The 26,173-nt window shown below is 68.2% G+C and carries 28 protein-coding genes; 16 read left to right on the forward strand and 12 right to left on the reverse strand.

Annotated elements, in window-relative coordinates; translation table 11 throughout:
* Window positions 1-3: 3 nt before the first annotated feature.
* Window positions 4-417 (reverse strand): VOC family protein, encoded by a 414-nt coding sequence (locus ESP70_RS12525; protein ID WP_149689573.1) that lies wholly within the window; start codon window positions 415-417, stop codon window positions 4-6.
* Window positions 418-419: 2 nt separating this feature from the next.
* Window positions 420-968, reverse strand: a complete 549-nt coding sequence (locus ESP70_RS12530; protein ID WP_188110606.1) for a PadR family transcriptional regulator — start codon at window positions 966-968, stop codon at window positions 420-422.
* Window positions 969-1,017: 49 nt separating this feature from the next.
* Between ESP70_RS12530 and ESP70_RS12535 the strand changes: the two genes are divergently transcribed.
* A complete protein-coding gene (locus ESP70_RS12535) occupies window positions 1,018-2,103 on the forward strand; it encodes a WD40/YVTN/BNR-like repeat-containing protein (protein ID WP_149689575.1) in 1,086 nt (361 codons plus the stop codon).
* Between the two features lie 46 nt (window positions 2,104-2,149).
* Window positions 2,150-2,608, forward strand: coding sequence for a hotdog fold domain-containing protein (locus tag ESP70_RS12540; RefSeq protein ID WP_149689576.1), 459 nt, complete (start codon window positions 2,150-2,152; stop codon window positions 2,606-2,608).
* Here the strand turns inward: ESP70_RS12540 and ESP70_RS12545 are convergent.
* The 4 genes from ESP70_RS12545 to ESP70_RS12560 all read right to left on the reverse strand — a co-directional run bounded on the left by ESP70_RS12545 (window position 2,605) and on the right by ESP70_RS12560 (window position 5,835).
* On the reverse strand, window positions 2,605-3,471 hold the full coding sequence (locus ESP70_RS12545; protein ID WP_149689577.1) for an amino acid ABC transporter permease: 867 nt from the start codon (window positions 3,469-3,471) through the stop codon (window positions 2,605-2,607). The two genes, ESP70_RS12540 and ESP70_RS12545, sit on opposite strands and share 4 nt — an antisense overlap.
* The gene (locus ESP70_RS12550) at window positions 3,471-4,115 is read right to left on the reverse strand and encodes an amino acid ABC transporter permease (protein ID WP_149689578.1); all 645 of its coding nucleotides are present in this window, start codon (window positions 4,113-4,115) and stop codon (window positions 3,471-3,473) included. The genes ESP70_RS12545 and ESP70_RS12550 overlap by 1 nt, the downstream gene beginning before the upstream one ends.
* Before the next feature lie 77 nt (window positions 4,116-4,192).
* Window positions 4,193-5,077 carry a glutamate ABC transporter substrate-binding protein gene (locus ESP70_RS12555; protein WP_149689579.1) on the reverse strand — a complete coding sequence of 295 codons (885 nt, stop codon included), beginning with the start codon at window positions 5,075-5,077 and terminating at the stop codon, window positions 4,193-4,195.
* Window positions 5,078-5,106: 29 nt separating this feature from the next.
* Window positions 5,107-5,835 carry an amino acid ABC transporter ATP-binding protein gene (locus ESP70_RS12560; protein WP_149689779.1) on the reverse strand — a complete coding sequence of 243 codons (729 nt, stop codon included), beginning with the start codon at window positions 5,833-5,835 and terminating at the stop codon, window positions 5,107-5,109.
* Window positions 5,836-5,987: 152 nt separating this feature from the next.
* Between ESP70_RS12560 and ESP70_RS12565 the strand changes: the two genes are divergently transcribed.
* The 3 genes from ESP70_RS12565 to ESP70_RS12575 all read left to right on the forward strand — a co-directional run bounded on the left by ESP70_RS12565 (window position 5,988) and on the right by ESP70_RS12575 (window position 8,493).
* On the forward strand, window positions 5,988-7,034 hold the full coding sequence (locus tag ESP70_RS12565; protein ID WP_149689580.1) for a lipase family alpha/beta hydrolase: 1,047 nt from the start codon (window positions 5,988-5,990) through the stop codon (window positions 7,032-7,034).
* Between the two features lie 71 nt (window positions 7,035-7,105).
* Entirely contained in the window at window positions 7,106-7,654 is a 549-nt protein-coding gene (locus ESP70_RS12570) for a hypothetical protein (RefSeq protein ID WP_149689581.1), read from the forward strand.
* Between the two features lie 83 nt (window positions 7,655-7,737).
* The gene (locus ESP70_RS12575; RefSeq protein WP_149689582.1) at window positions 7,738-8,493 is read left to right on the forward strand and encodes a GAF and ANTAR domain-containing protein; all 756 of its coding nucleotides are present in this window, start codon (window positions 7,738-7,740) and stop codon (window positions 8,491-8,493) included.
* Window positions 8,494-8,502: 9 nt separating this feature from the next.
* Here ESP70_RS12575 and ESP70_RS12580 read toward each other — a convergent pair whose 3' ends face one another.
* A complete protein-coding gene (locus ESP70_RS12580; RefSeq protein ID WP_149689583.1) occupies window positions 8,503-8,805 on the reverse strand; it encodes a hypothetical protein in 303 nt (100 codons plus the stop codon).
* 126 nt (window positions 8,806-8,931) lie between these two features.
* Between ESP70_RS12580 and miaB the strand changes: the two genes are divergently transcribed.
* From miaB to ESP70_RS12605, 5 genes are all read left to right on the forward strand, one after another.
* Window positions 8,932-10,395 carry a tRNA (N6-isopentenyl adenosine(37)-C2)-methylthiotransferase MiaB gene (miaB, locus tag ESP70_RS12585; protein WP_149689584.1) on the forward strand — a complete coding sequence of 488 codons (1,464 nt, stop codon included), beginning with the start codon at window positions 8,932-8,934 and terminating at the stop codon, window positions 10,393-10,395.
* Window positions 10,383-10,859 (forward strand): GNAT family N-acetyltransferase, encoded by a 477-nt coding sequence (locus tag ESP70_RS12590; RefSeq protein ID WP_149689585.1) that lies wholly within the window; start codon window positions 10,383-10,385, stop codon window positions 10,857-10,859. The genes miaB and ESP70_RS12590 overlap by 13 nt, the downstream gene beginning before the upstream one ends.
* A gap of 64 nt (window positions 10,860-10,923) precedes the next feature.
* Window positions 10,924-11,691 carry a glycoside hydrolase family 16 protein gene (locus tag ESP70_RS12595; RefSeq protein WP_149689586.1) on the forward strand — a complete coding sequence of 256 codons (768 nt, stop codon included), beginning with the start codon at window positions 10,924-10,926 and terminating at the stop codon, window positions 11,689-11,691.
* A gap of 133 nt (window positions 11,692-11,824) precedes the next feature.
* A complete protein-coding gene (locus tag ESP70_RS12600; RefSeq protein ID WP_149689587.1) occupies window positions 11,825-13,486 on the forward strand; it encodes an alpha/beta hydrolase in 1,662 nt (553 codons plus the stop codon).
* 76 nt (window positions 13,487-13,562) lie between these two features.
* Window positions 13,563-14,123 (forward strand): DinB family protein, encoded by a 561-nt coding sequence (locus tag ESP70_RS12605; protein WP_149689588.1) that lies wholly within the window; start codon window positions 13,563-13,565, stop codon window positions 14,121-14,123.
* 1 nt (window position 14,124) lies between these two features.
* Here ESP70_RS12605 and ESP70_RS12610 read toward each other — a convergent pair whose 3' ends face one another.
* Entirely contained in the window at window positions 14,125-16,080 is a 1,956-nt protein-coding gene (locus ESP70_RS12610) for a YhgE/Pip family protein (protein WP_149689589.1), read from the reverse strand.
* Complete coding sequence (locus tag ESP70_RS12615) at window positions 16,080-18,959, reverse strand: MMPL family transporter (protein ID WP_149689590.1); 2,880 nt, start codon at window positions 18,957-18,959, stop codon at window positions 16,080-16,082. Before ESP70_RS12615 ends, ESP70_RS12610 begins: the two co-directional genes overlap by 1 nt.
* A gap of 58 nt (window positions 18,960-19,017) precedes the next feature.
* On the opposite strand from ESP70_RS12615, the gene ESP70_RS12620 reads away from it, so the two are divergent.
* Both ESP70_RS12620 and ESP70_RS12625 read left to right on the forward strand, forming a co-directional pair.
* A complete protein-coding gene (locus tag ESP70_RS12620) occupies window positions 19,018-19,659 on the forward strand; it encodes a TetR/AcrR family transcriptional regulator (RefSeq protein WP_188110607.1) in 642 nt (213 codons plus the stop codon).
* A gap of 56 nt (window positions 19,660-19,715) precedes the next feature.
* The gene (locus ESP70_RS12625; RefSeq protein ID WP_149689592.1) at window positions 19,716-20,276 is read left to right on the forward strand and encodes an HhH-GPD-type base excision DNA repair protein; all 561 of its coding nucleotides are present in this window, start codon (window positions 19,716-19,718) and stop codon (window positions 20,274-20,276) included.
* Window positions 20,277-20,281: 5 nt separating this feature from the next.
* Here the strand turns inward: ESP70_RS12625 and ESP70_RS12630 are convergent, their stop codons facing one another.
* Window positions 20,282-20,878: a hypothetical protein gene (locus ESP70_RS12630; RefSeq protein ID WP_149689593.1), complete on the reverse strand. Its 597-nt coding sequence runs from the start codon at window positions 20,876-20,878 to the stop codon at window positions 20,282-20,284.
* Between the two features lie 36 nt (window positions 20,879-20,914).
* Here ESP70_RS12630 and ESP70_RS12635 point away from each other — a divergent pair, with 36 nt between their 5' ends.
* Entirely contained in the window at window positions 20,915-21,556 is a 642-nt protein-coding gene (locus tag ESP70_RS12635; protein WP_149689594.1) for a class III extradiol ring-cleavage dioxygenase family protein, read from the forward strand.
* A gap of 3 nt (window positions 21,557-21,559) precedes the next feature.
* On the opposite strand, the gene ESP70_RS12640 is transcribed toward ESP70_RS12635, so the two are convergent.
* A complete protein-coding gene (locus ESP70_RS12640) occupies window positions 21,560-21,775 on the reverse strand; it encodes an antitoxin (protein ID WP_149689595.1) in 216 nt (71 codons plus the stop codon).
* Window positions 21,776-21,853: 78 nt separating this feature from the next.
* Here ESP70_RS12640 and miaA point away from each other — a divergent pair, with 78 nt between their 5' ends.
* Entirely contained in the window at window positions 21,854-22,765 is a 912-nt protein-coding gene (miaA, locus tag ESP70_RS12645) for a tRNA (adenosine(37)-N6)-dimethylallyltransferase MiaA (RefSeq protein WP_149689596.1), read from the forward strand.
* Window positions 22,766-22,768: 3 nt separating this feature from the next.
* Here the strand turns inward: miaA and ESP70_RS12650 are convergent, their stop codons facing one another.
* A complete protein-coding gene (locus ESP70_RS12650) occupies window positions 22,769-23,863 on the reverse strand; it encodes a glycosyltransferase (RefSeq protein ID WP_149689597.1) in 1,095 nt (364 codons plus the stop codon).
* 76 nt (window positions 23,864-23,939) lie between these two features.
* Here ESP70_RS12650 and dapF point away from each other — a divergent pair, with 76 nt between their 5' ends.
* Entirely contained in the window at window positions 23,940-24,776 is an 837-nt protein-coding gene (gene dapF / locus ESP70_RS12655) for a diaminopimelate epimerase (RefSeq protein ID WP_149689598.1), read from the forward strand.
* Window positions 24,773-26,155: a GTPase HflX gene (gene hflX / locus ESP70_RS12660; RefSeq protein WP_149689599.1), complete on the forward strand. Its 1,383-nt coding sequence runs from the start codon at window positions 24,773-24,775 to the stop codon at window positions 26,153-26,155. Before dapF ends, hflX begins: the two co-directional genes overlap by 4 nt.
* Window positions 26,156-26,173 lie beyond the last annotated feature (18 nt).

Here is a 26,173-nt window from a genome sequence, read left to right on the forward strand (position 1 = left end):
GCGCTACGCGAGGCGTTCCACGAACGTCAGCAGGTTGCCATCGAGGTCGAGCGTGTCGACCTCGCGCGTTCCCCACGTCGTGGCCTTCGCGCCACTCCCGTGTGTGTAGTGCAGGACACCGGCCGCCTGCATCTCGGCGAACACCTCGTCGGCCGAGTCCACATCGATCCGGCAGCTTGCCGTTCCGGCGAGGAAGTCCTCGGCGCCGCTGACGATCGGACGTTCGGCCAGATCGGGCCTGACCCGCCAACCGGTGTCGCCCGCCAGCCACAGGTGCACCTGGGCGTCGTCGCGTTCGAGCCGGGCGAACCCCTCATCGGCGTGGATGACGTCGAAGCCGTAGCGCGTCTCGTAGAACGCGATGGCTGCGGGCATGTCTCGGACCGGCAGCGCTGGAACAGTCCGCGAGAAGCCCATGGTCAGAGCGTACGGCGCAGCTTCTCGACGATCTCGATCTCGGCGTCGTAGTAGGCGAGGCCCCAGTCGGCGACACGGGCCGGATAGGCGACCGCCTCCCGGTCACCGAGCATCTCGCGTACGGCCTCGAGCTCCTTGCGCCGGTCAGCGACGGCCGAGACGTAGCCGTCGAGCATGGCGTCGACCTCGCCGGGTCCCATCAGGCTGCCCAGCATGAGTCGCAGTGCGATGGGGTGCTTGAGGTTGGGGAACTCGTGCTTCGAGGTGTGCAGCCATGTGGTGAGGGCCTCGCGGCCGGCGGCGGTGATGCGGAAACGTCGCGTCGTGCGCTTGCCGGTGGTGTCGTCGATGGCGTCGACGAAGTCGTGGCGGCTGAGCCGATCGAGCTCGGTGTAGATCTGGCTGGTGGCGGGGGAGACCCAGTAGAACCGCAGCGTGCGGTCCGCGCGCTGCTTGAGCTCGTAGCCCGTCAGGCCGTTCTCCGACGTCTCGCTGTCGAAGACCAACAGACCCAGCAGGGCGTACGACGTCGTTGACAGGCTGCTGGTCACAGATCTAGCGTACTGTTCCAATTAGGAACACGTAGGGAGGCGGAGCGAGATGTCCGACACGGTCCTACTGGCAGGAACCCGCAAGGGACTCTTCATCGGCCGCGCCGACGCCGACCGATCTTCGTGGTCGTGGGACAAGCCGCTGTTCCCCATGGAGGAGATCTACTCCGCTGCGATCGACACCCGGGGTGGCGCGCCACGGCTGCTGGCCGGTGCGACGAGCCCGCACTGGGGCCCGCAGGTGTTCCGCTCCGACGACCTCGGGCGTACGTGGGACGAGACCAAGGGCGGCGCCGTCAGATTCCCCGCGGACACCGGCGCTGCGCTCGAGCGCGTGTGGCAGCTGCGACCCGCGCCCGACGGCCAGGACGACCTGGTCTATGCGGGCACCGAGCCCTCAGCGCTGTTCCGGTCGAACGATCGGGGCGAGACGTTCGAGATCGTCCGCAGCCTCTGGGACCACCCGCACCGGCCCAACTGGCAGCCCGGGGGAGGTGGCCAGGCGATCCACACCGTCGTGCCACATCCGACCGATCCCGACGTCGTGACGATCGCGATGTCGACCGGCGGGGTCTATCGCACCGAGGACGGGGGAGCCGGCTGGACGCCCTACAACCGCGGCATCGGTGCGGAGTTCATCCCTGGCGAGACGCCGGAGTACGGCCAGTGCGTCCACAAGGTGGCGATCGACGCGGGCGACCCGGACCGGCTGTACGCCCAGAACCACGGCGGTGTCTTCCGTTCCGACGACGCCGGCCGCTCCTGGCAGTCGATCGCCGACGGGCTGCCCGCCGACTTCGGCTTCCCGATCGTCGCCCACCCGCACCGGCCCGGCACGATCTTCGTGTTTCCCCTCGTGGCCGCCATCGAGCGGTTCCCGCCGTCGGGCAAACCTGCGGTGTGGCGCTCCGACGACGCCGGCGAGACGTGGCAGGAGACCGGACCGGGGCTCCCCGCCGAGGCGCACACCGCCGTGCTGCGCGATGCGTTCGTGTCGGACCAGGCCGATCCGCTCGGCCTCTACCTCGGCACGCGGCACGGCGCGATCTGGGCCAGCAACGACGAGGGCGGCACATGGGCGGAGATCCGCAACAACCTCCCCGACGTGCTGTGCGTACGCGCTGCCGTGATCTGAGACTCGTACGGGTTCAACCAACGTTACTCACTGGTAACGTCGAGGCATGCCTTCGACATTCGACCTGTACAAGAAGTTCGCGGCGCTGCCCCAGGGCAAGCGGCTGTTCTCGATCGCCTATGGCCAGAAGGCGCCCTACTTCTCGTCGATCCACCTCGAGGTGCAGGAGATGAAGCCGCACCTGGGTCAGGTCAAGATCCCCAAGCGCCGCTCGGTCAAGAACCACATCGGCACGATCCACGCGATCGCGGCGTGCAACGGTCTCGAGGCGGCGATGGGCCTGCTGGCAGAGGCGACCTGCCCGCCCGACATGCGCTGGCTGCCCAAGGGCATGGAGGTCAGTTATCTCGCCAAGTCGACGACGGCGCTGACCTGCACGGCCGAGAGCACCGAGACTGACTGGGCCAACGGCCCCGACGTGCCGATCAAGGTCAAGGCCGTCACGACCGACGGCACCGTGACGGTCGAGGGCACGATCCACCTCTGGGTGACGCCCAAGCGTTAGGGCCCAGGCGCCCCCGCGGCGCCTCCTCCGGGCTGGCGCTGGACGACGCCACCGACGATGTCGAGCTTGTGCTCGCCGGCGAAGCGCCGCTGTGCCTTGGTCGCCAGCCAGCTCAGCATGAGGTTGACCAGGATGTAGATCGCCGCGATCACCACGGCAGTCTGGATCGTGTTGCGGAACGTGCCGAAGATGATCTTGCCCTCGTACGTCAGACCGGGCGCCAGGATGGCGTAGCCCAGGCTGGTGTCCTTGAGCGCCACGATCGTCTGGCTGATGAACGCCGGCAGCATGATCTTGATGGCCTGGGGGACCAGGATGAGCCGCATGACCATGGTCTTGCGCATGCCCAGGGCGTACGCCGCCTCGGACTGCCCGCGATCGACCGCGTTGATGCCGGCGCGGAAGATCTCGGCGAACACGGCTCCGTTGTAGAGCACGAGGCCGATGACCAGCGCCCAGTACGCATGAGGACCCGGTTCGGGGCCGATGAAGAACCACGTCGAGATGATCAGCATGAGCAGCGGGACGGCGCGGAAGAACTCCACGACGGTCCACGCCGGCCACCTGAGCACGCGGTGCTCGGAGAGCTTGGCGACGCCGAAGACGACGCCCCAGACCAGGGCGCCGGCAATGGCCACCACTGCCGCGAGCAACGTCTTGCCCAGACCCTTGACGAGGAGCTCGACGATGTTGGGCGTGACGAACGGTTCCCAGTACGTGTAGGCGAACTGGTCCTTGCGCCAGAGCTGCCAGATGACGAGCCCGACGATGCCGGCCAGGATGACGGACGAGATGGCGGTGTAGACGCGGTGCCGCGACCGGGTCCGGGGACCCGGCGCGTCGAACAGGACGGACGCGGCCATCAGGCAACCCTCCAACGGCGCTCGAGGAGTGTGGCGCCGAGGGAGATCGCCTCGACGATGATGACGTATCCCAGGGCGATGCCGCCGAAGATCCACCACAGCTGGGACGGGTGATCGTTGAGCAGGCCCTTCATGCGCGCAGTGGCGTCGAGCAGGCCGAAGATCGAGACCAGCGAGGTGTTCTTGACCATCGCGATCAGGACGCTCGCGAGCGGCGGGACGACGGCACGGAACGACTGGGGCAACACGACGGCTGTCATCGACTGGCCGAACGTCAGCCCGAGCGAACGCGCTGCCTCGGCCTGGCCGATCGGGATCGAGTTGACGCCCGCCCGCAGTGCCTCACACACGAACGGTGAGGTGTAGAGCGTCAGAGCGAGGACGTTCATGTTGAAGTAGCTCATCTGCACGCCGAGCTTGGGCAGCCCGAAGACCACCAGCAGCAGCAGGACAAGGAGGGGGTTGTTGCGAAAGATCGTGACGTAGAGCGCGCCGGCCTTGTTGAGCACGCCGATCGGTCCGACTCGCATGGCTGCGAGCACGGTGCCGAAGAGCAACGACAGGATGCTGACGACGACCACGAGCAACAGGGTCAGCCCGAAGGCTCTCAGCAGGATGTCGGCGTTGTCGATGAGGACTTGCATCGAGCGTCACCACGCCCTTTCTCATGGGAGGTCGGCCGGGGCCGCCAACAGGCGGGCCCCGGCCGACATGACTCAGGTCAGGCGCAGGCGTCCATCTTCGGCGGCTCCGGCGTGTCAGCGCCGGACTTGCCGAGGGTGGCTTCGAACGCCTTGGCCCAGTCGCCGTTGTCCATGGCTTCCTGGACCGTGTCGGTCAGGAACTGGCAGAGCTCGGGCTTGTCCTTGGAGTAGCCCATGCCGATGCGCTCCTCGGAGAACGGGTCGCCGACGACTTCGAGCTCGTCGGGGTTCTGTGCCGCATAGCCGAGCAGGATCGAGCCGTCGGTCGTCATGGAGTCGATCGCACCGTCCAGCACCTGGTCGCGGCACTGGGAGTACGTCTCGAAGCCGCGCACCTTGGCGCCCTTGGCCTCGACCTGCGCGAGCGACGTGGAGCCGGTGACCGAACAGACCTCCTTGCCCTTGACGTCGTCGACGCTCTTGATGTCGCTGCCCTTCTTGACGAGGAGCTGCTGACCGGTGAGGAAGTAGGGGCCGGCCTGGCCGACGACCTTGCGGCGGTCGTCGGTGATGGAGTACGACGCGAAGACGAAGTCGACCGTGCCCTTCTGCAGGAACGGCTCGCGGTTGTCGGAGATCGTCTCGACCCACTGGATGTCATCAGCCTTGATGCCGAGCTTGGCGGCGACGAGCTTGGCCATCTCGACGTCGAATCCGGACGGCTGGTCCTGACCCGCGGTCTTGAAGCCCAGGCCCGGCTGGTCGTACTTGACGCCGATCTTGACCTTGCCGGCATCGGCGATGGCCTTCATCGCGGTGCCGTCCTCGAACTTGCTGGCGGCGCTGTCGTCGACCTTGTTGTCGACCGGGTTGTCGTCGCTCTCGCCGGCGCTGCCACAGGCAGACACGGCGAGCACGGCGGTGGCAGCGATCGCTGCCCACTTGAGCCTTCGGATGAACATGTGTTTCCTTCCCCTAGTGATGCGGTGAATCAGTGCGTGAGGATCTTGGCCAGGAAGTCCTTGGCCCGGTCCGACTTCGGGTTCGTGAAGAACTCGTCGGGTGTGTTCTCCTCGACGATGCGTCCGTCGGCCATGAACAGCACGCGGTCTGCGGCCGTGCGTGCGAAGCCCATCTCGTGGGTGACGACGATCATCGTCATGCCGCCCTTGGCCAGGTCGACCATGGTGTCGAGGACTTCCTTGATCATCTCGGGATCCAGGGCGGACGTCGGCTCGTCGAAGAGCATGACCTTGGGGTCCATCGCGAGTGCGCGGGCAATGGCGACCCGCTGCTGCTGGCCGCCGGACAGCTGCGACGGGACCTTGGACGCCTGCGAGTCGATGCCGACCCGCTCGAGCAGCTCCATGCCGCGCTTGTCGGCCTCGGCCTTGGACTTCTTGCGGACCTTGATCGGGCCGAGCGTGACGTTCTCGAGGACGGTCTTGTGCGCGAACAGGTTGAACGACTGGAACACCATGCCCACATCGGACCGCAGTCCCGCGAGCTCCTTGCCCTCCTCGGGCAGCACGTTGCCGTCGACCCTGATCTCGCCTTCCTGGATCGTCTCGAGCCGGTTGATGGCCCGGCAGAGAGTCGATTTGCCCGATCCGGAAGGGCCGATCACGACGACGACTTCGCCCCGAGCGACGTCGAGCTCGATGTCCTGGAGGACGTGAAGATCGCCGAACCACTTCTGTACGCCATGCATCGAAACCATGGGTGTCTGATCAACCATGCGGATCAACCTAGCCCGAAAGAACTAGTTCAGCAGAACTAGTTGCACCGCGAATCCAACCGCCCGGACGGCGGCGACGTAACGGGCGTCACACGCGCTCGTTGGATCTTCCGACCTATGAGGGGGACCCGACGATGCGCCGTCCGATCATCGCCACCATCATCTGCGCCGTGGCGATTGCCGCCGGCAGCGTCACCGCACCCGCGACGGCGGCCGAGCCGTACGCCCCGGTGGACCGTCCAGGGCCCAAGCTCAGCGTGCCGACCGCGACACTCAAGGCAGCTTTGCAGTGCAGCGGTGACTTCGCGCACTCCACGCTGCAGCCGGTGCTGCTCAACCCGGCCACCGGTGTGACGGTCGACGAGAACTTCTCGTGGAACTACGAACGCGCGTTCACCGCCCAGAAGCGGCCGTGGTGCGCCATCGACATGCCGGCTCACACGCTCGGTGACATCCAGGTCGCGGGGGAGTACCTCGTCTACGCGATCCGGACGATGCGCGCGAAGTCGACGCGTGACATCGCCGTGATGGGCCACAGCCAGGGCGGCATGTCGATGCGCTGGGCGCTGCGCTTCTGGCCCGACACCCGGTCGAAGGTCGACGACGTCATCGGCCTGGCCGCGTCGAACCACGGCACGACCGTGCTGCCGACGTGCATCGTCCAGGTGACCACGTGCCTGCCGGCGGTCTGGCAGCAGCAGGACGATGCCGCGTTCATCAAGGCGCTCAACAGCCGGGCCGAGACGTTCAAGGGCATCTCCTACACCCAGATCTACACGCGTACCGACGAGGTCGTGCAGCCCAACAGCACCAACGCGACCGCGTCGTCCGCCCTGCGCACGGGCGAGGGTGCGATCACCAACGTCGCGACACAGGACGTCTGCCCGCTGGATCTCTACGAGCACCTGCTGGTCGGCACGATCGACGCCACGGCATACGCACTGGCGATGGATGCGCTCGACCACAGCGGGCCGGCGAAGGTCTCGCGGATCAGCCGCTCGGTCTGCCTGCAGCTCTATCAACCAGGGGTCAACCCGCTCAACGTGCAGATGTACCTCAAGGTGCTGGCTGCGGCTCCGGGCCTGGCCAATGTGCCGCTCCCGTACGTCAGCCTCGTCGGCGTCAAGCCTGTGCCGGCGGAGCCTAAGCTGCGCTGCTACGTCTACGCAGCCGGCTGCTAGCCGGTCGGCGCGAACAGGTTTGGCGCCGGCGTACCGCGGGTATGTAGTGGGTCCCGACCTGAGGAGCATCGATGACCCGCGACACCGTATCCCGCTCACTGCACGACCTTGGACTCGCCGCTTGGTTCGGCGGCACGCTGGCCAACGCCGTCGCGCTCAACCCGGCCGCCTCGGCCGCCCACGGCGACTCCGACACCGGGGCTGTGGCCAACGTCGGCTGGGACCGCTGGACCCCTGTCAACGCCGCTGCGATCGGCGCGCACGTCGTCGGCAGCATCGGCCAGATCCAGGGCAACATGGGCCGCCTGCACGCTCAGAAGGGCGTCGCATCGATGGCGCTTCTCAAGACCGCCCTGACCGCTGGAGCGCTGGGCGTCACGGCATACAGCCGGGTTCTCGGGCGCAAGGTCTCCGAGCAGGCCCGCGTGCCCGCCGCGTCAGGCACCGAGCCCGCGGCCGCGACGCCGCCTGATGTCGCGGCGGCACAGCGCCAGCTCAGGCTCTTGCAGTGGGCCGTGCCGGCCGTCACCGGCGCCTTGGTCGTCATCAGTGCATTCGCCGGTGAGCAGGAGCGGGCGTCGGAGGTTCACAAGGGTCTGGTGCAGCGGATCGTCGGCTGACTCACGTTCCTCCGCCGGCGCACCCGTGCGGGCCTATGCTGGTGAGGTGCACTGCGGTCGCGGCGCGCTGACGGAGGTGCAGCATGCCGATCGACGATCCAGAGGTGTTCGCGAGTCTCGCCGAATCCTTGGCCGACGTTGAAGGTGTCAGCGAGACGATCGACCAGATCGTGGCGTTTGCGGTCGAGGCGATCGACACCACGTACGGCGGCATCACCCTCGTGAAGTCGGGTGGGCGGGCCTACTCCACGGTCGGAGCCACTCACGAGTCGGTGATCGAGGCCGACCGGATCCAGTACGAGCTGCGGCAGGGACCCTGCGTCGACGCTGCCGCGGAGTCCAAGATCGTCGTGTCGTCGTACCTCGCCACTGACGAGCGGTGGCCGGAGTGGGGTCCGAAGGCCAGCGCGCTGGGGTTCAACAGTGTCCTGTCGGCGGAGCTGCACGCCCGCGGACGGCGGATCGGCGCCCTCAATCTCTATGGCACGTCGGAGGCGACGTTCAGCCCCGAGGACATCTCGTTGGCGGCGCTGTTCGCGCGTCAGGGCGCGCTGGCCCTGGGTTACGCCCGCAGTGAAGAGGGTCTGCGTGTGGCGCTGGAGACGCGTACGGTCATCGGCCAGGCGCAAGGCGTGCTGATGGAGCGTTTCGAGATCGACGCCGATCGCGCGTTCGCGACTCTGCGCCGCTACTCCCAGCACCACAACATCAAGCTCAAGGCGTTGTGCCACCAGCTCGTCGAGACGCGCGTGCTGCCGGTCGCCGATGCCGGCGGCGCAGCTGGGGGTCCAGCGGCGGTTGAGACCCCGATCGCAGCCGTGTTGTCCGAGCCCGCCTGACGTTCGAGCTCAGAAGGTGCGATTGTTGCCTCCGCGCCAGTTGATCTTGGCCAGTCCTCGGCTGACCAGGAACCCGACGGTCAGCAGCGTGACGTAGAACCACGCCTGCGCCGCACTGAAGCCGGGGCCTGGCCCGTCCTCGTCGATGATCGCCGACGTGATGAACACGCCGAGCACGGCGAGGACGTAGAGGATCATCTCGATCGTGAGGTACGCCGACTGCGAGCCGGTCGAGACCTTCAGGTCACCGAGGTCGCGGGTGTCTCCGTCGTCGGAGCGGCGCTGCGGTTCGAGCGGTTCGTTGCTGGCCATGGTCTCCCTCTCGTCGGTCGAGGTGAGCGAAGAGCTCGTCGTGAGGACTACCCGGCGGGGCCGCTGCCAAACCGCGCGGAGTCAGCGGCGAACGACTCCGAAACCTCCACGTACGATTGACCAGTCATGACGAAGACCTACGAAGTGCGCACCTACGGCTGCCAGATGAACGTGCACGACAGCGAGCGGCTGTCGGGGCTGCTGGAGACCGCCGGCTACGCGAAGGCAGAAGCGGGCACACCCGACCTGGTTGTGTTCAACACCTGCGCCGTGCGCGAGAACGCAGACAACAAGCTCTACGGCAACCTCGGCCACATCGCGTCGGTCAAGGAGCAGAACCCTGGGATGCAGATCGCCGTCGGCGGGTGCCTGGCGCAGAAGGACCGCGACACCATCACGAAGCGTGCGCCCTACGTCGACGTGGTGTTCGGCACGCACAACATCGGCTCGCTGCCGGTCCTGCTCGAGCGCGCCCGCATCGCCGAGGAGTCGCAGGTCGAGATCCTCGAGTCGCTCGAGGTCTTCCCGTCGACGCTGCCGACCAAGCGCGACTCGGTGTTCGCCGCGTGGGTGTCGATCAGCGTCGGCTGCAACAACACCTGCACGTTCTGCATCGTGCCGAGCCTGCGCGGCAAGGAGAAGGACCGCCGCCCCGGCGAGATCCTCGCCGAGATCGAGGCGCTCGTCGCCGACGGCGTCGTCGAGGTCACACTGCTCGGACAGAACGTCAACTCGTACGGCGTGGAGTTCGGCGACCGGCAGGCGTTCGGCAAGCTGCTGCGGGCCTGCGGCGAGATCGAGGGACTCGAGCGCGTACGTTTCACCAGCCCGCACCCCAAGGACTTCACCGACGACGTCATCGCGGCGATGGCCGAGACGCCCAACGTCATGCCGCAGCTGCACATGCCGCTGCAGTCGGGCTCCGATCGCGTGCTGAAGGCGATGCGCCGGTCCTACCGCCAGGAGAAGTTCCTGGGCATCATCGATCGCGTACGCGCGGCGATGCCCGACGCCGCGATCACGACCGACATCATCGTGGGCTTCCCGGGCGAGACCGCGGAGGACTTCCTCCAGACCATGGAGGTCGTGCGCAAGGCACGGTTCACCAGCGCGTTCACGTTCCAGTACTCGCAGCGGCCCGGCACACCGGCCGCAGACCTGCCCGACCAGCTGTCCAAGGCGGTCGTGCAGGAGCGCTACGACCGGCTCATCGAGGTCGTCAACGAGGTCGCGTGGGACGAGGCGCGCAAGCAGGAGGGCCAGGTCGTCGAGCTGCTCGTCGCCGACCACGAGGGCAAGAAGGACGGCGCCACCCACCGCCTCACCGGTCGGGCCCGTGACAACCGCCTGGTCCACTTCGTGCCGGGCGACCACGCCGTACGACCCGGAGACATGGTCGAGGTCCGCATCACCTATGCCGCGCCGCACCACCTGGTCAGCGACGACGCGCCGATCTCCTTCAGGCGTACGCCCGCCGGCGATGCGTGGGAGTCGCGGCAGGGCAGGACGGAGGTCCGATCGGTGGGCCTCGGCATGCCGAGCCTGGGCGTGCCCGCGCCGTTGCCGCCCGCCGAGGCATGCGCGATCTGACCTTCCGCACACCTGACCTCGACGACTCGCGGGCGATCGCCGAGTTCCAGACGGTGTGCTGGCGTGAGGCGTACGTGGGGGTCGTCCCGCAGGTCTACCTCGACTCCACCGGCCCTGATGAGCGTCAGCGTCGATGGGCCGCGCGCATCCTCGGCAGCGAGCGCGACATCCTCGTGGCCGAGGACGGCGACCGCATCGTCGGCGTCGTCAGCTGGGGTGACGGCAGCTGGCTCGATGTCAGCGGACTCGAGCTCAAGAGTCTGTACGTCTCGGCGGACCAGCGGGGAAGCGGCCTCGCCACCACGCTGCTGCAGCGGTCGATCGGCGACGCACCCGCGTTCCTCTGGGTCTACGAGGCCAATCCGCGAGCACACGCGTTCTACCGGCGTCACGGCTTCGAGCCGAACGGCGTCAGCGAGCCGGATGCGGACAGCGGCGCCACCGTGATCATGCTGCAGCGCTGAGTCAGTGGAGTCCCGCTGTCAGCACCCCGCTCTAGCATCGGGGTGGAGGCGAAAGGGGGCAGACATGGCGGCAGATGCATTCGTCGAGACGTTCGACGGCACACGACTCGACGAGGGGCGCTGGCTGCCGCACTACCTGCCGCACTGGTCGTCGCGAGCGGAGTCGGCGGCGACGTACGACCTCGCGGACTCCGAGCTGCGGCTGAGCATCCCGGCCGACCAAGGCCTCTGGTGCCATGACTCCCATCCGACGCCGTTGCGGGTGTCCGGCATCCAGTCGGGTGCCTTCTCCGGGCCAGCCGGCAGCACGATCGGCCAGCAGCCCTTCCTCGACGGTCAGCAGGTGCGCGAGGAGGAGCCGGCGTGGTGGGGCTGGACTCCCCGTTACGGCCGCATCGAGGTTCGGGCGCGCATGCAGCTGTCCGAGACCTCGATGGCGTCGGTCTGGATGATCGGGCTCGAGGACAGCCCCGAGCGGTGCGGGGAGATCTGCCTCTTCGAAGTCTTCGGCAACGCCATCGCGGCTGGCGGTTCGACGGCAGATGTGGGCACCGGACTGCACGCGTTCCGGGATCCCTCGTTGGTCGAGGAGTTCTCCGCCGACAGTCAGCCGATCGATGTCGCCGAGCCCCACGCGTACGCCGTGGAGTGGCGACCCACCGGCGTCGACTTCCTCCTGGACGGTGGCGTCGTGAGGAGCTCGCAACAGGCGCCGCACTATCCGATGCAGATGATGATCGCGGTGTTCGACTTTCCCACCGATGAGGTCGGCGCGGGGGCTGACGCGCCGTTCCTCGCTGTCGACGAGGTGCGCTGGCAACCGCTGGCCTGAGACCGGACCTGTGGAAAAGGTCTTCGCAACGTTTCACAATCGACACGCAGCGACCGTTGCGCCTGACAACGATCGGGAGCAGGATGAGACAACTTCTGCTCGACCGAGCAGTCTTCCTTTATCGGGGGGTTACATGCGCAAGACCCTGCTCTGTACGGCGGCGGCGATCTCGCTGACCGTACTGACGCTCGCGGTGCCGACTGTGGCACAGGCCAAGACCGCTTCGGTGGCACCGGCCAAGTCCGCTTCGGTGGCCACCGCGGCCTCGACCATTCCGGTCGACTGGGGCACGTGCTCGAGCACGTCGCTCAAGAACGCCGGCGCCGAGTGCGCCAAGATCTCGGTGCCGCTCGACTGGGCCAAGCCCAGTGGCACCCAGATCAAGATCGCGATCTCGCGCGTCAAGCACACGGTGCCGGCGAGCCAGTACCAGGGCATCATGCTCGTCAACCCCGGTGGTCCCGGTGGCTCGGGCCTCGGCCTCTCGGTCCTCGGCAAGTACGTGCCGGACCGCCACGGCAAGGACGTCGGTGGCGCATACGACTGGATCGGCTTCGATCCCCGTGGCGTCGGCGCGAGCGAGCCCGCCGTGTCGTGCAACCCCAACTACCCCGGTGCCGGCTACAACCGGCCCAACTACGTGCCCTCCACGAGTGCGTACAACATCTCCGACCCGTGGCCGTCGATCACGAACCAGTACACGACCGACTGCGCGGCCAACAACACGTCCGGCATCCTGCGGCACATGACGACCAAGGACGTCGCCAAGGACATGAACCGCATCCGGCAGCGTCTGGGCCGGAGCCAGATGAACTACTACGGCTTCTCCTACGGCACCTACCTCGGTCAGGTGTACGCCTCGATGTTCCCCAACCAGCTGCGCCGGGTCGTCTTCGACGGCACGGTTGACCCGCGGGGTGTCTGGTACGGCGACAACCTGGACCAGGACGTGGCCTTCGACCGCAACATCAACATCTGGTTCGGCTGGATCGCCAAGCACGACGACGCCTACCACCTCGGCACCACCAAGACCGCGGTCAGGAACCTCTTCTACAAGACCCGGGACGACCTCTACGCCAACCCGGTCGGACCGGCCGGCAAGAAGCTCGGCGGTGCCGAGTGGACTGACGCGTTCCTCTACGCCGGCTACTACCAGTCGACGTGGACCGACCTGGCTGACGTGTTCTCGTCGTTCATCAACAACGACGACGTCAACGCTCTTGACGGCGCCTTCCTCGACGCGACCGGATACGGCGACGACAACGGCTATTCGGTCTACCTCGGTGTCCAGTGCACCGACGTCGCCTGGCCGACGTCGTGGGCGACCTGGTACAAGGACAACTCGGCGATCAACGCGATCGCGCCCTACGAGACCTGGTCCAACGCCTGGTACAACGAGAGCTGCCGTCACTGGCCCGCCCCGGCGCACGTGCCGATGCGGATCAAGGACCTCGGCGTCAAGAGCATGCTGATGATCGAGGAGACGCTCGACGCGGCGACGCCCTACCCGGGCAGCATCGAGGTCCGCAAGCGCTTCGCCAAGGCGAGCCTGGTGGCCGTCACGAGCGGCACGACTCACGCCAACTCGCTCAACGGCAACGCGTGCGTGGACAACACGATCGCGGACTACCTGCTGACGGGCGTTCGTCCCACCCGCACGTCGGGTGACCACGCGGACAAGTACTGCAAGGCACTGCCGACTCCCACACCGGAGGCAGCCGCCAAGCAGGCAGCACCCCAGTCGCAGATCACCAAGCTGCTGATGAAGGCGAACACCAACATGCTGCGGCCCTAGGTCGTACGCATGACGATGGGCCGTCCCGAGCGATCGGGGCGGCCCGTTGTCGTACGTCGGGGGCAGGATGGTGCGCATGACGGGGATCAAGCAGGACCTGCACACCAAGCTCAAGGCGAGCCGAGCCGTGATGCTGGCGAAGGTCGAAGGGCTCAGCGAGTACGACATGCGTCGCCCGATGACGCCGACCGGCACCAACCTGCTCGGGATGATCAAGCATCTGGTCGGTGTCGAGCACGTCTACTTCGGCGACTCATTCGATCGGCCACCGCCTGACATCCTTCCGTGGAACGAGGACGGCACGGTGTGGCAAGGCGCCGACATGTGGGCCACGGCCGACGAGCCGAGTGACGACATCCTCGACCTCTACCAACGGGCCTGCGCGCACAGCGACGCGACGATCGAGGCGCTCGACATCGAAGCCTCCGGCCGGGTGCCCCACTGGCCCTCGCCTGACACGACTCTGGGCTACTTGCTCGTGTGGGTCCTGACCGACACCGCTCAGCACAGCGGTCACGCCGACATCGTGCGCGAGCTGATCGACGGGAGCACGGGCTCCGACACCGCGACGAGCAACACGGACTGGTCGACCTATGTGCAGCGCATCCAGGCCGCCGCCGACACGTTCCGCAGCTGACTCACACCTGCAGTGTCGGGTGCAGCCTTGTCATCGTGACGGTCTGCCGGCGACGGGCGGCGAGCACGGTGACCGACAGCGCCAGCACCGTGAACAGCGCCAGCACGACGAAGTCCGTCGCCACACCGGCCCCGCCGCCCGCGGTGGCGGCGCGGAAGCCGTGCACCGCGTACGTCATGGGCAGCAGGCCGTGCAGCACGTTGAAGAACGGGGGAGCGGTCTCGATCGGATAGGTCCCGCCCGCCGCGGTGAGCTGCAGGCAGACGAAGACCAGCGCCGCGAACCGCCCGGCACCGCCGAAGAGCGCGACGAACATCTGGTTGATCGCGGTGAACACTGCTCCGGTGGCCAGCGCGACGCCGAGCAGCAGTGAGGGACTCGCCGCATCGATCTTGAGCACGCCCAACAGCACCGCGAGGAGCAGCACGACCTGCACGAACGACAGCACGACGCCCGGCACGTAGCCGGCGAGCGTCGTGCGGATGCTGCCGGTCGTCGACGCGATGGCGCGGGCCGACAACGGCCGGAGCAGGAGGTAGATCGCCATCGCGCCGACCCAGAGCGCGAGGGCCATGAAGTACGGCGCGAGGGCCTCACCGTAGTTCTTGACGGGGTTGACCCGCTCGGGCGCGTCCGTGATCGGGGTGGCCGCGGTGCGGGCGAGCTTCTCGCGCTCTGACGTGTCGTAGTCGGGCACCTGCTTGCTGCCATCGTCGAGCCCCTCGACGAGCTTGAGCGCTCCGGCCGAGAGCTGATCCGCGCCACCTGAGAGCTGGTCGGCACCCTTGGCCGCGTCTGTCGCCCCGTCACTGAGCTGTGACGTGCCGGTCGTCAGCTGCTTGGCACCGTCGGAGGCCCGGCCGATCGCGTCGACGAGCTGGGGCACGGCGTTGGCGAGCTTGGCGTTGCCGGCGGCCACCTGAGCTGCACCGTCGGCGAGCTTCTGGGTCTGACCGGCATAGCCGTCCGCCTGGGAGGCGAGGTCGCCCGCTCGATCGGCGGCGGCGTCCAGCTGGGCGCACAACGGCGGATCGGGCTCCGCTGCTGCGCGGCACTGTGCCGCTGCGTTGCGCAGAGTGCTGACGAGCTGGTCCGTCGAGCCCTTGATCTCTGAGGTCAGGCCCTGGACGAGGGTGTTGATCTGTGCCACGCCGCCGGAGACCTGCTGGGCACCGTCGGCGAGCTGTCGCGTCTGACCGGGCAGCCCGGACGTACGTGCGTCGAGCTGGGACAGTCCACCCGAGAGCTGCCTGGCGCCCGAATCGAGCTGACTCGCGCCGTCGGCGAGCTGCCGGTTGCCGTCGGCCAGGTCGCTCGCCCCATCGGCGAGCTTGCCGGCTCCGTCGGACAGCGTGCCGGCACCGTCAGCGGCGTCGGACAGCGCCATCTTGATGTCCGAGAAGCTGAGGTAGACGTTGTCGAGATAGGTCTCGGTGACCTGCGCGTTGAGCGCGCCCTTGGCGGCCCGCAGGATCGTCTGGGCGATCGTGCCGTTGATGTAGTTGACCGCGTCGTTGGTCCGCAGGTCGAGCTTGCCCTGCACGGCGTCGGCCGGGTCGCCGCTGGTCGACGTCGCTGCCTTCGACAAGGTCGTGGGGATCGTCAGGACGGCCTTGTAGTGCCCGTCGGCGAGGCCTCGCCGGGCGTCCTTGGCGTCGGTGAGCACCCAGTCGTAGTTGTCCTTGTCGTCGTTGCTGACGAGGTTGCCGGCGAGCTGCCGGCCGACCGCCACGGGCTGCTTCTTGCCATCCCGCCCGGTGATCTCGACGACCTTGTCCTCGTTGACGACTGCCGCACGTACGTGGTCGAGATGGCCGGTCGGGTTGATGTTGGCCCAGACGTAGAGCGCGCCGTAGAACAGCGGCACCATCATCACCGCGATGACGGCGGCGCGGGTCAGCCGGCTGCGGCGGAACCGCGCGAGCTCGAACCAGGGGAGTGTCGGGGAGGGAATCATCAGAGCATCAACTCGCGGAGGGTGCGGGTGGTGTCCAGCTCCAGGTGGTGGAGCCGGTTGGTCGGTTCGGGGGCGGACGACGCTGACTGGACGCTCGCGACGAGCGTGACGCGGCGGTCCTCGAGCAGCCACGCCAGCGCCGCCCAGAGCAGCTCGATGTCCTCGGCGGCGCGCAGGTCGTCGACGTCGTCCACCACGACGATCTGCGGGTCCTCGGTCAGCGCGAGCACCACGCCGAGCAGCTTGCGCTCCAGGCGGGTCAGGATCGACACGATCGTCGTGCCGGGCAGTGGGTCGTACGTCAGCCCGGCCTCCTCGTGGGCGCGCTGGAGGGCGTGATTGAGCTCGGCGAGGACGGGGATGATGCGGTTACGGGAGACCCAGAGGCCGAACGACCGGATCGAGAGTCGCTCGGCGATGTGCTGGTCGATCGTCAGGTTGTCCTCGAGGTCGTTGACACCGGGCAGCTCGGCCAGGGCGACGGCATGGCGTACGGCTGCGGACTCTTGGGGCAACAGGTGGCCGGCGACGCGCAGACGCCCCGAGTCGAACGCCATCCGGCCGGCGAGCGTCAGGAGCAGCGCGGTCTTGCCCGAGCCGCTCGGGCCGTGGACGACGAGCCAGTCGCCGGTGTCGACCTCGACCCATACGTCGTTGAAGATCGTGCCCTCGGGACCCGATGCGGTGACGCCGGCTGCGGTGATGGCAGCGCTCGAGTCGGGGCGCGGCCACGCCTGGAGCTGCACGCGGCGATGCAGTCCTTCGCCCTCGACGTCGACGTGTGGCAGCCGGGCGTCGAGCCAGGCCGGGAGCGTCCACGACCGGCGCCCGAACAGCTCGAGCACGGCGGGTGCGAACAGCATGCGGATCAGGAACGCGTCGACGAACACGCCGATGGCCAGCGCGAAGGCCACCGGCCTGATGCTGGGATCGCCCTCGGGCACGAACGCGGCGAACACCGCGAGCATGATGACCGCCGCCGCCGTGACGACGCGGGAGCTGCCGACGAAGCCGTCGGCGATCGCGCGGTGTGGGTCGTCCGTGCGGACGTACTCCTCCTTCATCCGCGACATGAGGAACACCTCGTAGTCCATCGACAGCCCGAACAGCACGGCCATCAGGATGATCGGCAGGAAGCTGATGAGGGGACCGGTCTGCTCGAGGTGCACGGCGGACGCCAGCCAGCCCCACTGGAACACCGCCACCACGGCGCCGAACGACGCCCCGGTCGACAGGATGAAGCCCAGAGTCGCCTTGAGCGGCACGACAAGCGAGCGGAACACGATCAGCAGGAGCAGCACGGAGAGGCCGACCACGACCAGCCCGAACGGCAGGAGCGCGGCCTGCAGGCGTTCGGACACGTCGATCCCGCCGGCGGTCAGGCCCGTCACGGAGACGTCGACTCCGTGCTCCTTCTTCCATTCCGGCTCGCGGTCGCGGATCTCACGGACCAGGTCGGTGGTGCGCTGATCGGTGGCGCCGGTCGTCGGGATGACCTGGATGATGCCGGTGTCGGCCGTACGGTTCGGGGTCGCCAGCCCGATCGCCTCGACGCCGGGCATGCGGCGCAGGTCGGCCTCGATGTCGTCGACCACGCCGAGCGGGTCTGTGGTCGAGATGATTTCGACGCTGACGAGCAGGGGTCCGTTGTAGCCGGGCCCGAAGTGCCGGTCGACCAGGTCGTACGCCTGACGTTGCGTGCTGCCCGTCGGGGCGGTGCCGTTGTCCGGCAGGGCGAGCTGGAGCGCGTGCGACGGGATCGCCATGACGCCGAGGCCGACCACGACGATGGAGATCGCGATCAGCGGGAACCGCGTCGTGATCGCGACCCAGCGGCGGGAGAACCCTCCGGGTGGGTGCTCGGTGCTGGGCGTGAGCTTCTCGCCGGCGCGGCCGAGCAGTGCCGGGAGGACCGTGAGGGCGACGGCGACGGCCACGACGACCGACAGTGCGGCGATCACGCCCATGACGGTCAGGAACGGGATGCGGGCGATCGCGAGACCCAGCAGGGCGATGATGACCGTCAGGCCCGCGAACACGACGGCCGAGCCGGCGGTGGCGACGGAGCGTGCGGCCGCCTCCTCGGGATCGAGTCCTTCGGCCAGCTGCTCGCGATGCCTCGAGACGATGAACAGCGCGTAGTCGATGCCGACCGCGAGCCCGATCATCAGCGCCAGCAGGGGCGCGGTCGCCGAGATCGTCATGAAGCCGGTCGCGGCGATCGTCAGCGCGCTCGTCACGAGGACGCCGAGGAGCGCCGTGACGATCGGGATCACTGCGGCCCGCAGCGAGCGGAACATCAGGTAGAGCACGATGAACGCGATGACGACGCCGATGACCTCGATGATCGACAGCTGTGGCCCGGTGTTGGCGAACACGTCGCCGCCGAACGATGCGGTGTAGCCGGCGTCGCGCAGCGCTTTGCCGGTGTCGACGAGGTCCTGGCGCTCGTCGTCCGTGACCGCCGTCAGCTCGCGGTCGAACTGCACTTGGACCTGTGCAGCGGTGCGGTCCTTGGAGATGCCGATCGACGTCTGGTCGGAGTAGGGCGAGACGACCTCGCTGACCCCTTCGACCTTCTTCATCCCGGCGATGGCGTCACCGATCAGCTGCTTGGTGCGCTCGTCGTCGACCGTACGGCCCTTCGGCGCCACCACCACGACGTACGCTCCGGCGCCACTGAGCTCGGGGAACGTACGCCCGAGGGAGTCGATCGCGTCCTGCGACTCGGTGCCGGGGATGTCGAACGAGTTCTGCGTGCCCGAGCCGAGACCGAGCGCTGCAGTGCCGGCCAGGACGAGGATCGCGACCCAACCGGCGAGCACCCGACGGTGGTGGCGGAAGGCCCAGCGGCCCAGGGCGTACAGGGAGGTGGACACGACTCCGACGATACGCTTTTGTATCCAATACAGCAATGTATCGAGTAAGGTGTGCTGCGTGACCCGCAACACGGCACCCGCCACACCTCGATCCCGCGCTGCGACCCGCGAGCGGCTGCTCGACGCTGCCCGCTCGGTGCTGGCAGCCGAGGGCATCCAGGGCGCGTCGGTCGAGCGCATCTGCGACGAGGCCGGCTTCACGCGTGGTGCGTTCTACTCCAACTTCACCAGCAAGGACGACCTCGTCCTCGCGCTGTTCCGGCGCGAGCGCGAGCTGATGATGGCGATCCTGCGCGAGGCCGCCGACCCGCAGTCGTACGCCGGCATGGACCCGGTCGAGGCGATCGGCGTCATCATGGACCGCTTCTTCAAGCTGCAGCCACCCGACCGCGAGTGGTATCTCGTGCACGCCGAGTTCGAGCTGCGCGGCGTACGTGACGACGCCGTCGGACGCGAGTTCAACGACGCATGGCGCGAGGTCAGGGCCCAGTTCGAGGTGATCATGGTCGCGGTGCTGCGCGACATCGGGCTGCGGCTGACGGTGCAGGCGAGCCACGCCTCGGCGATCATCATGGGCACGTACGACACGGCACTCCGAGAGGCGCTCATCGAGCGGCGCCCACTCGACCTCGACCTGCTGCGCGTGACGATCCCCCTCGTCATGCTGTCGGTCACTCAGCCCCTCGCCTCCGGTGGTTGAGGCGCGGAGCGAAGCCGAGCCTCGAAACCACCAGCGCCCGGTGGCAGGATGAGCCCATGGCCATCCGCATCGCCCAGGACCCGCACGCTGACGAGGTCCTGACCAACGACTCGTTCGCCCTGCTCGCCGGCATGCTGCTCGACCAGCAGTTCCCGATGGAACGCGCGTTCGCCGGCCCGGCCAAGGTGCTCGACCGCTTCGGCACGCTCGATCCCTCCGCTATTGCCGACGCCGATCCCGAGGCGTTCGCCGACCTGTGCGCCACACCGCCGGCGATCCACCGCTACGGCCGGTCGATGGCCGGCCGCCTGCAGGCGTTGGCCAGGGTCGTCGCCGACGAGTACGACGGCGACGCGTCACGCATCTGGACCGAGGCCCGTACAGGTGAGGCCCTGATGAAGCGGCTGCTGGCGCTGCCCGGGTTCGGGGAGCAGAAGGCCAAGATCTTCACGGCCCTGGTGGCCAAGCAGCTCGGCGTCAAGCCTGCGGGTTGGACCACGGTCGTGGGCGACTACGGCAAGAAGGGCTATCGCTCGGTCGCCGACGTGGTCGACGCCGACTCGCTGGCCAAGGTGCGGGCATTCAAGCAGGCCAAGAAGGCCGCTGCTCGCGCCTGAACCCCTCAGACGCCAGAGGCGTCGTCAGGCTCGGGGTTCACGAGCACCTCGGGCACCCGGCAGGTCGAGTCATCGAGGAAGGCGTCGTCCATGCGTACGTAGATGTCCCTGCCTTGATCGTCCGTCGGCAGCTCCAGCGTCGCGGGCTCGCCGTCCATGAGGGCGAAGGCGTACGTGTCGCGGGCTTCGGACAGCGAGCTCCAGTCGGCGAGCCAGGCGGTACTCGGCGGGTCGTCGGCCAGCAGCTCAGGCCCGGCGGCGGCGGTGATGCCCGAGATCATCTCCCGGATGGCGGCGTTCTGCTGGAGTATCGACTCGCCCTGCCGGCGAGCGGAGCCCTGGATCGGCAGCGACTCGACCGTCGTCGTCATCTCGTCGCACTGGCTCTCGATGACGGAGATCAGGTCGGGATCGTCGATCACGCCGTCCATGCCCGACGAGCCGACCGCGATGGTCACGACCAGCAAGGTCGTGCCGGCGACGAGGCCGAAGACGGACGCCCCGATCGCGAGCCACTTCCATCTCGACGACACCTTCGGCGGCGGGAACTGCCAGGCGTTGTGCGGGGGCGGGTAGTCAGGCAGTCCCCGGGAGTCGAACACGGCTCCATCGTGTCATGGCCGGGTAGCCTCTGACCCGTGATCCTCGCAGCCGCCGTGTGCCCGCACCCGCCGATGATCATCCCGGAGGTTGCTTCCGGTGCCGTGGACGATCTGGCGGCGTTGCGCGCGGCCTGTGATGCGGCTGTTGCCACGCTTCTCGCGCGGCGACCTGAGCGGGTCGTCGTGCTCGGGGCCGGCGAGCTGGCAGGCGATCTCGACGAGACTGCAGGCGGCACCTTCGCGGCGTACGGCGTGGATCTTCACGTCGGTGGTCCGGGCTCGCAGCTGCCGCTGAGTCTCGCTGTCGGGGCGTGGCTGCTGGACCGTGCGGGCTGGTCGGGACCGCGAACATACTCGACCGGTGTGCCCGATGTCGACGACGCTGCGCTGCTGGTGATGGCCGACGGGAGCGCCAAGCGATCGACCACGGCACCAGGTTTCTTCGACGACCGGGCGGAGGCGTTCGACGCGTCGATCGCGGCTGCGCTGGCCAGCGGGGACAGTGAGGCGCTGGCCGCGCTCGACCTCGAGCTGGGCGTGGACCTGTGGGCAGCGGGCGTGCCGGCCCTGCGAACCCTCGGAGAGCTGACGAAGGGCGCCGACGTCGCCGCGAACCTGCGCGTCGACGTGGCGCCCTTCGGTGTCGGCTACTGGGTCGCCGACTGGGTGCTCAGCTAGCTGCTACTTGCCGTCCTCGGCGAGCTTGTCGACGCTGTCCTGAGCCTTGTCGGCAGCGGCGTCGATCTTGTCCTCGTACTTGCCCTTGGTGGCCTTGTTGACCGCGTCGGCTGCCTTGTCGATGCCGGCGTCGATCTTGTCGTTCTGGCTCCTGGCCAGGTCAGCTGCCTTTTCCTTGAGCTGGGGGGCCTGCTTCTTGAACTTGTCGAGGAAACCCATGGCTTCCCTCCTTGATTCATGAGAAATGGGGGACGGCCGCCCCCGCGTGGTTCCTCACACTACTGCGAGACTTTGCCCATGTCTGTGCCCGAACGCGTCGTGACCGTCGTCGGACCGACCGCGGCCGGCAAGTCGTCGTTGGCCGTCGCGCTGGCGGAGCGTTTGGGTGCGGCCGAGATCGTCAACGCCGACTCGATGCAGCTCTATCGCGGCATGGACATCGGCACTGCCAAGCCCTCAGCGGCCGAGCGGGCGGGCGTACCGCACCACCTCTTCGACGTGCTGGACGTGACGGAGTCCGCCGCGGTCGCTGAGTTCCAGACCTGGGCGCGCGCGGCGATCGCGGACTGTCATCGGCGCGGCGTCACGCCGATCGTCGTCGGCGGATCGGCGCTGTACGTACGGGCGGTCCTCGACCGGCTCGACTTCCCCGGCACGGATCCCGACGTGAGGGACCGGTGGAAGGCCGCGCTCGCCACCCGCGGCGCCGAAGACCTGCACGCCGAGCTCGCCGAGCGAGATCCTGCAGCCGCGGCGCAGATCCTGCCGACCAACGAACGGCGGCTCGTGCGCGCGCTGGAGGTCATCGAGCTCACGGGAGAGCCGTTCGTCGCGACGATGCCGGCGTACGACTCGGTGTTCGGCGGCCTGACGATGCTGGGCCTCGACGTGCCGCGGCCGATCCTCGACGTACGTCTGGCAGCGCGGGTCGATGCGATGTGGGCTGCCGGGTTCGTCGACGAGGTCCGCGCGCTGCGGGACGCCGGGCTCGAGGACGGCTTCACGGCGAGCCGGGCTCTCGGCTATCAGCAGATCCTCGCGTACCTGCGTGGGGAGATGAGCGAGGACGAGGCGCGCGAGGCGACCGTCACCGGCACGCGGAAGTTCGCGCGGCGCCAGGATCGGCTGTTCCGCAAGGACCCGCGGATCCACTGGCTCCCGTACGACGCCGACGACCTCGTCGACCAAGCGCTGAAGTTGGTCGGCTGACGGTCAAGGCTTGCGGGCGACCCCGAGAATGCGGTCCACCGCGACGACAGCCCCGTCGACTGCTCTGATGCGTGCTCCGATCGTCGCGGCGGCCTCGCGGTGCGAGTCGTCCAGCACGGTCTCGACGGCTGTGCGGAACGCCGCCGCGGTCGACGACTTCTTGATCGACACTCCAGCGCCGGCTGACTCGACAGCCTTGCCGACCATCGGCTGGTCGAGCATCGGGTGCATCGGGACGATGACGAGCGGGAGGTCGTGCGCGAGTGCGCGCATCGTCGTCGAGTGCCCGCCATGACCGATCACGGCTGAGCACCCGGGCATGACCTCGTCGTGCGGCAAGAAGTCGTGCACGGTGGCGTTCGACGGCACCGTCAGCCCGGCCGGGTCGATCGCCGGACCCGTCGTCACGATCAGCTCGATCGGCGAGTCGGCGAGGCCGTCCAGGATGCGCTGCATCGCCTCGCGCTGGCCTGGGAACGACGTCGTGCTGAGGCTCAGGAGGACCCGTGGGTGGGACCTGTCCGAGGCGGGCTGCGTGCGTGGCTGGACCGGCCCGGTCCAGAGGAACGTCTCGGGCCAGGAGCCTCCGCCCGCGGGGTCGAGGCTCGGATCGCTGCACACGACCACTGCGTCCGACTCGCTCCACACCCGGCGCGGGCTCAGACCCTTGAGCCGGGCCGCGATGCCGACAGGCCCGTGACGCCACGGTCCGTCGAAGTAGGCATGGAACGTATGGACCATCGCCACGTGCGGCAGCCCTGCGGATGTCGCTGCGTCGAGCGCGCCCAGCAGCATGCAGTCGACGACCACCACGGAGGCGTCTCGGGCGAGCGTGACGAGATCCTCGCCCTTGCCCCGCTCGGTGAACTGGTGGATGAACCCCCGCAAGCCTGCGAGCGTCGACTTCGGCGCGATCGGGTCCCACGGCGTCGCGTGCTCGTACGCATGGAACTCGAGTCCCGCGGCCTCGAACGTGTCCCGCTGCTGAGGATGGCCCAGGACGCGGACGTCGTGACCTCGACGAACGAGCTCGGCACCGATGCCGAGCATGGGCGGCACGTTGCCACCGGCATCGAGAGTCGCGAGAACGACATCCATGAGTCGCACCGTCGCACCTCATCGGCGCAGGGTCAACGCCCGTGGGATGTCGCTCCGGACGGCTAGACTGGAACCTATGGCTTTTCCATGGCTCAAGGGGCACGGCACGGAGAACGACTTCGTGCTGCTCCCGGACCATGACGGCACGATCCACGGCGAGCTCGAGGGTGCCTTCGTGGCCGCCCTCTGCGACCGCCGGCGCGGCATCGGCGCCGACGGTGTCATGCGTGTCATCCGCACCGAGGCGCTCGGCGAGGCGTCGGCCGGCGAGTGGTTCATGGACTACCGCAACGCCGACGGCTCGGTCAGCGAGATGTGCGGCAACGGCATCCGGGTGTTCGCGCTGCACCTTGTGCAGCAAGGCCTCGTCGACCCCGCGGAGCCGATCGTCGTCGGCACGCGCGGCGGCGACAAGACGATCACCTGTGACCCTTCGACAGGCTCAGGGACCATGTCGTTCAGCGTCGACATGGGCACGCCCGAGGTGCTCGGCGTCTCCAAGGTCAGCGCGGCCGGGAACACCTGGGAGGCGCAGGATGTTCGTACAGGCAACCCCCATGCCGTTGCCTTCGTCGACCAGCTGGACGACGCCGGCAGCCTGCTGACCCAACCTGACTACGACGCGTCGGTCTATCCCGAAGGCGTCAACGTCGAGTTCGTGGTCCGCCAGGGCGAGCGCCACGTCGCGATGCGTGTGCACGAGCGAGGCTCGGGGGAGACGCGTTCCTGTGGCACCGGAGCCTGCGCCGTCGCCGTGGCGACAGCCGTGGCCGACGGCGCCGACCGGCCGACCACCTACCGGATCGACGTGCCCGGCGGCACGCTGCACGTCACCTGGAACGCCGACAACCACATCGTGCTCACCGGCCCTGCCGAGATCGTCGCGCAGGGCACCATGGATTGGATTGCATGACCGAACACATGGGCAGCACCGAGGGCCTGGAGCTCGAGGAGCGCAACTCACTGCGGCGCGTCGCCAACCTGCGCACCGAGCTCGAGGACATCACCGAGGTCGAATACCGCCAGCTCCGTCTGGAGCGCGTCGTCCTCGTCGGCGTATGGACCGAGGGCACCGCTGAGGACGCCGACAACTCGCTCGCCGAGCTCAAGCTGCTCGCCGAGACGGCCGGCTCCGAGGTGCTGGACGCCCTGATCCAGCGCCGGCAGAAGCCCGACCCCGCGACCTACATCGGCAGCGGCAAGGTCGAGGACCTGCGCGCCGCCGTCGTCGCGACCGGCGCCGACACGATCATCTGCGACGGCGCGCTCGCCCCGAGCCAGCTGCGCAACCTCGAGGACCGCTGCAAGGTCAAGGTCGTCGACCGCACCGCGCTGATCCTCGACATCTTCGCCCAACACGCCAAGTCCAAAGAGGGCAAGGCCCAGGTCGAGCTCGCCCAGCTGCAGTACCAGACCCAGCGCCTCCGCGGCTGGGGCGGCAACCTGTCCCGTCAGGCCGGTGGCCAGGCCGCCGGTGGCGAGGGCATCGGTGGCCGTGGCCCCGGTGAGACCAAGCTCGAGACCGACCGCCGCCGCATCCAGATGAAGATGACCAAGCTGCGTCGCGAGCTCAAGGAGCTGGGCAAGGCCCGCGAGACCAAGAAGGCCAACCGCAAGCGCCACGAGATCCCGTCGGTGTCGATCGCCGGCTACACCAACGCCGGCAAGTCGAGCCTGCTCAACCGGCTGACCGACGCCGGCGTGCTGGTCGAGGACGCGCTGTTCGCGACGCTTGATCCGACCACCCGTCGCACGCAGACCTCCGACGGCCGCGTCTACACGATGTCCGACACCGTCGGGTTCGTCCGCAACCTGCCGCACCAGCTCGTCGAGGCGTTCCGCTCGACGCTGGAGGAGATCGCCGAGTCCGACCTGATCCTGCACGTCGTCGACGGCTCGCACCCCGATCCCGGTGGGCAGATCGCGGCCGTACGCAGCGTGCTCGCAGACGTCGACGCCCTCGACGTCCCCGAGATCATCGTGATCAACAAGGCCGACACCGCCGATCCGCTCGTCATCAAGAACCTGCTGGCTCGCGAGCCGCACGCCGTCGTGGTCAGCGCCCGCACCGGCGAGGGCATTGACGAACTGCTCAGCGCGATCGAGGCCGACCTTCCGCAGCCCGCGACCCATGTGGACGTCCTGCTGCCCTACGCCCGAGGCGACCTGCTCAACCAGATCCACACGCAGGGCGAGATCGAGTCGCTCGACCACGAGTCGGATGGCACGCACGTCGTCGCCCGGGTCCATGGCCATCTGGCCGCGGAGCTGGCCGATTACGCGGTGAAGTAGGAACGTCACCTTGTCGGG

The organism is Aeromicrobium ginsengisoli, assembly GCF_004134905.2.
GTDB lineage: Bacteria > Actinomycetota > Actinomycetes > Propionibacteriales > Nocardioidaceae > Aeromicrobium > Aeromicrobium ginsengisoli.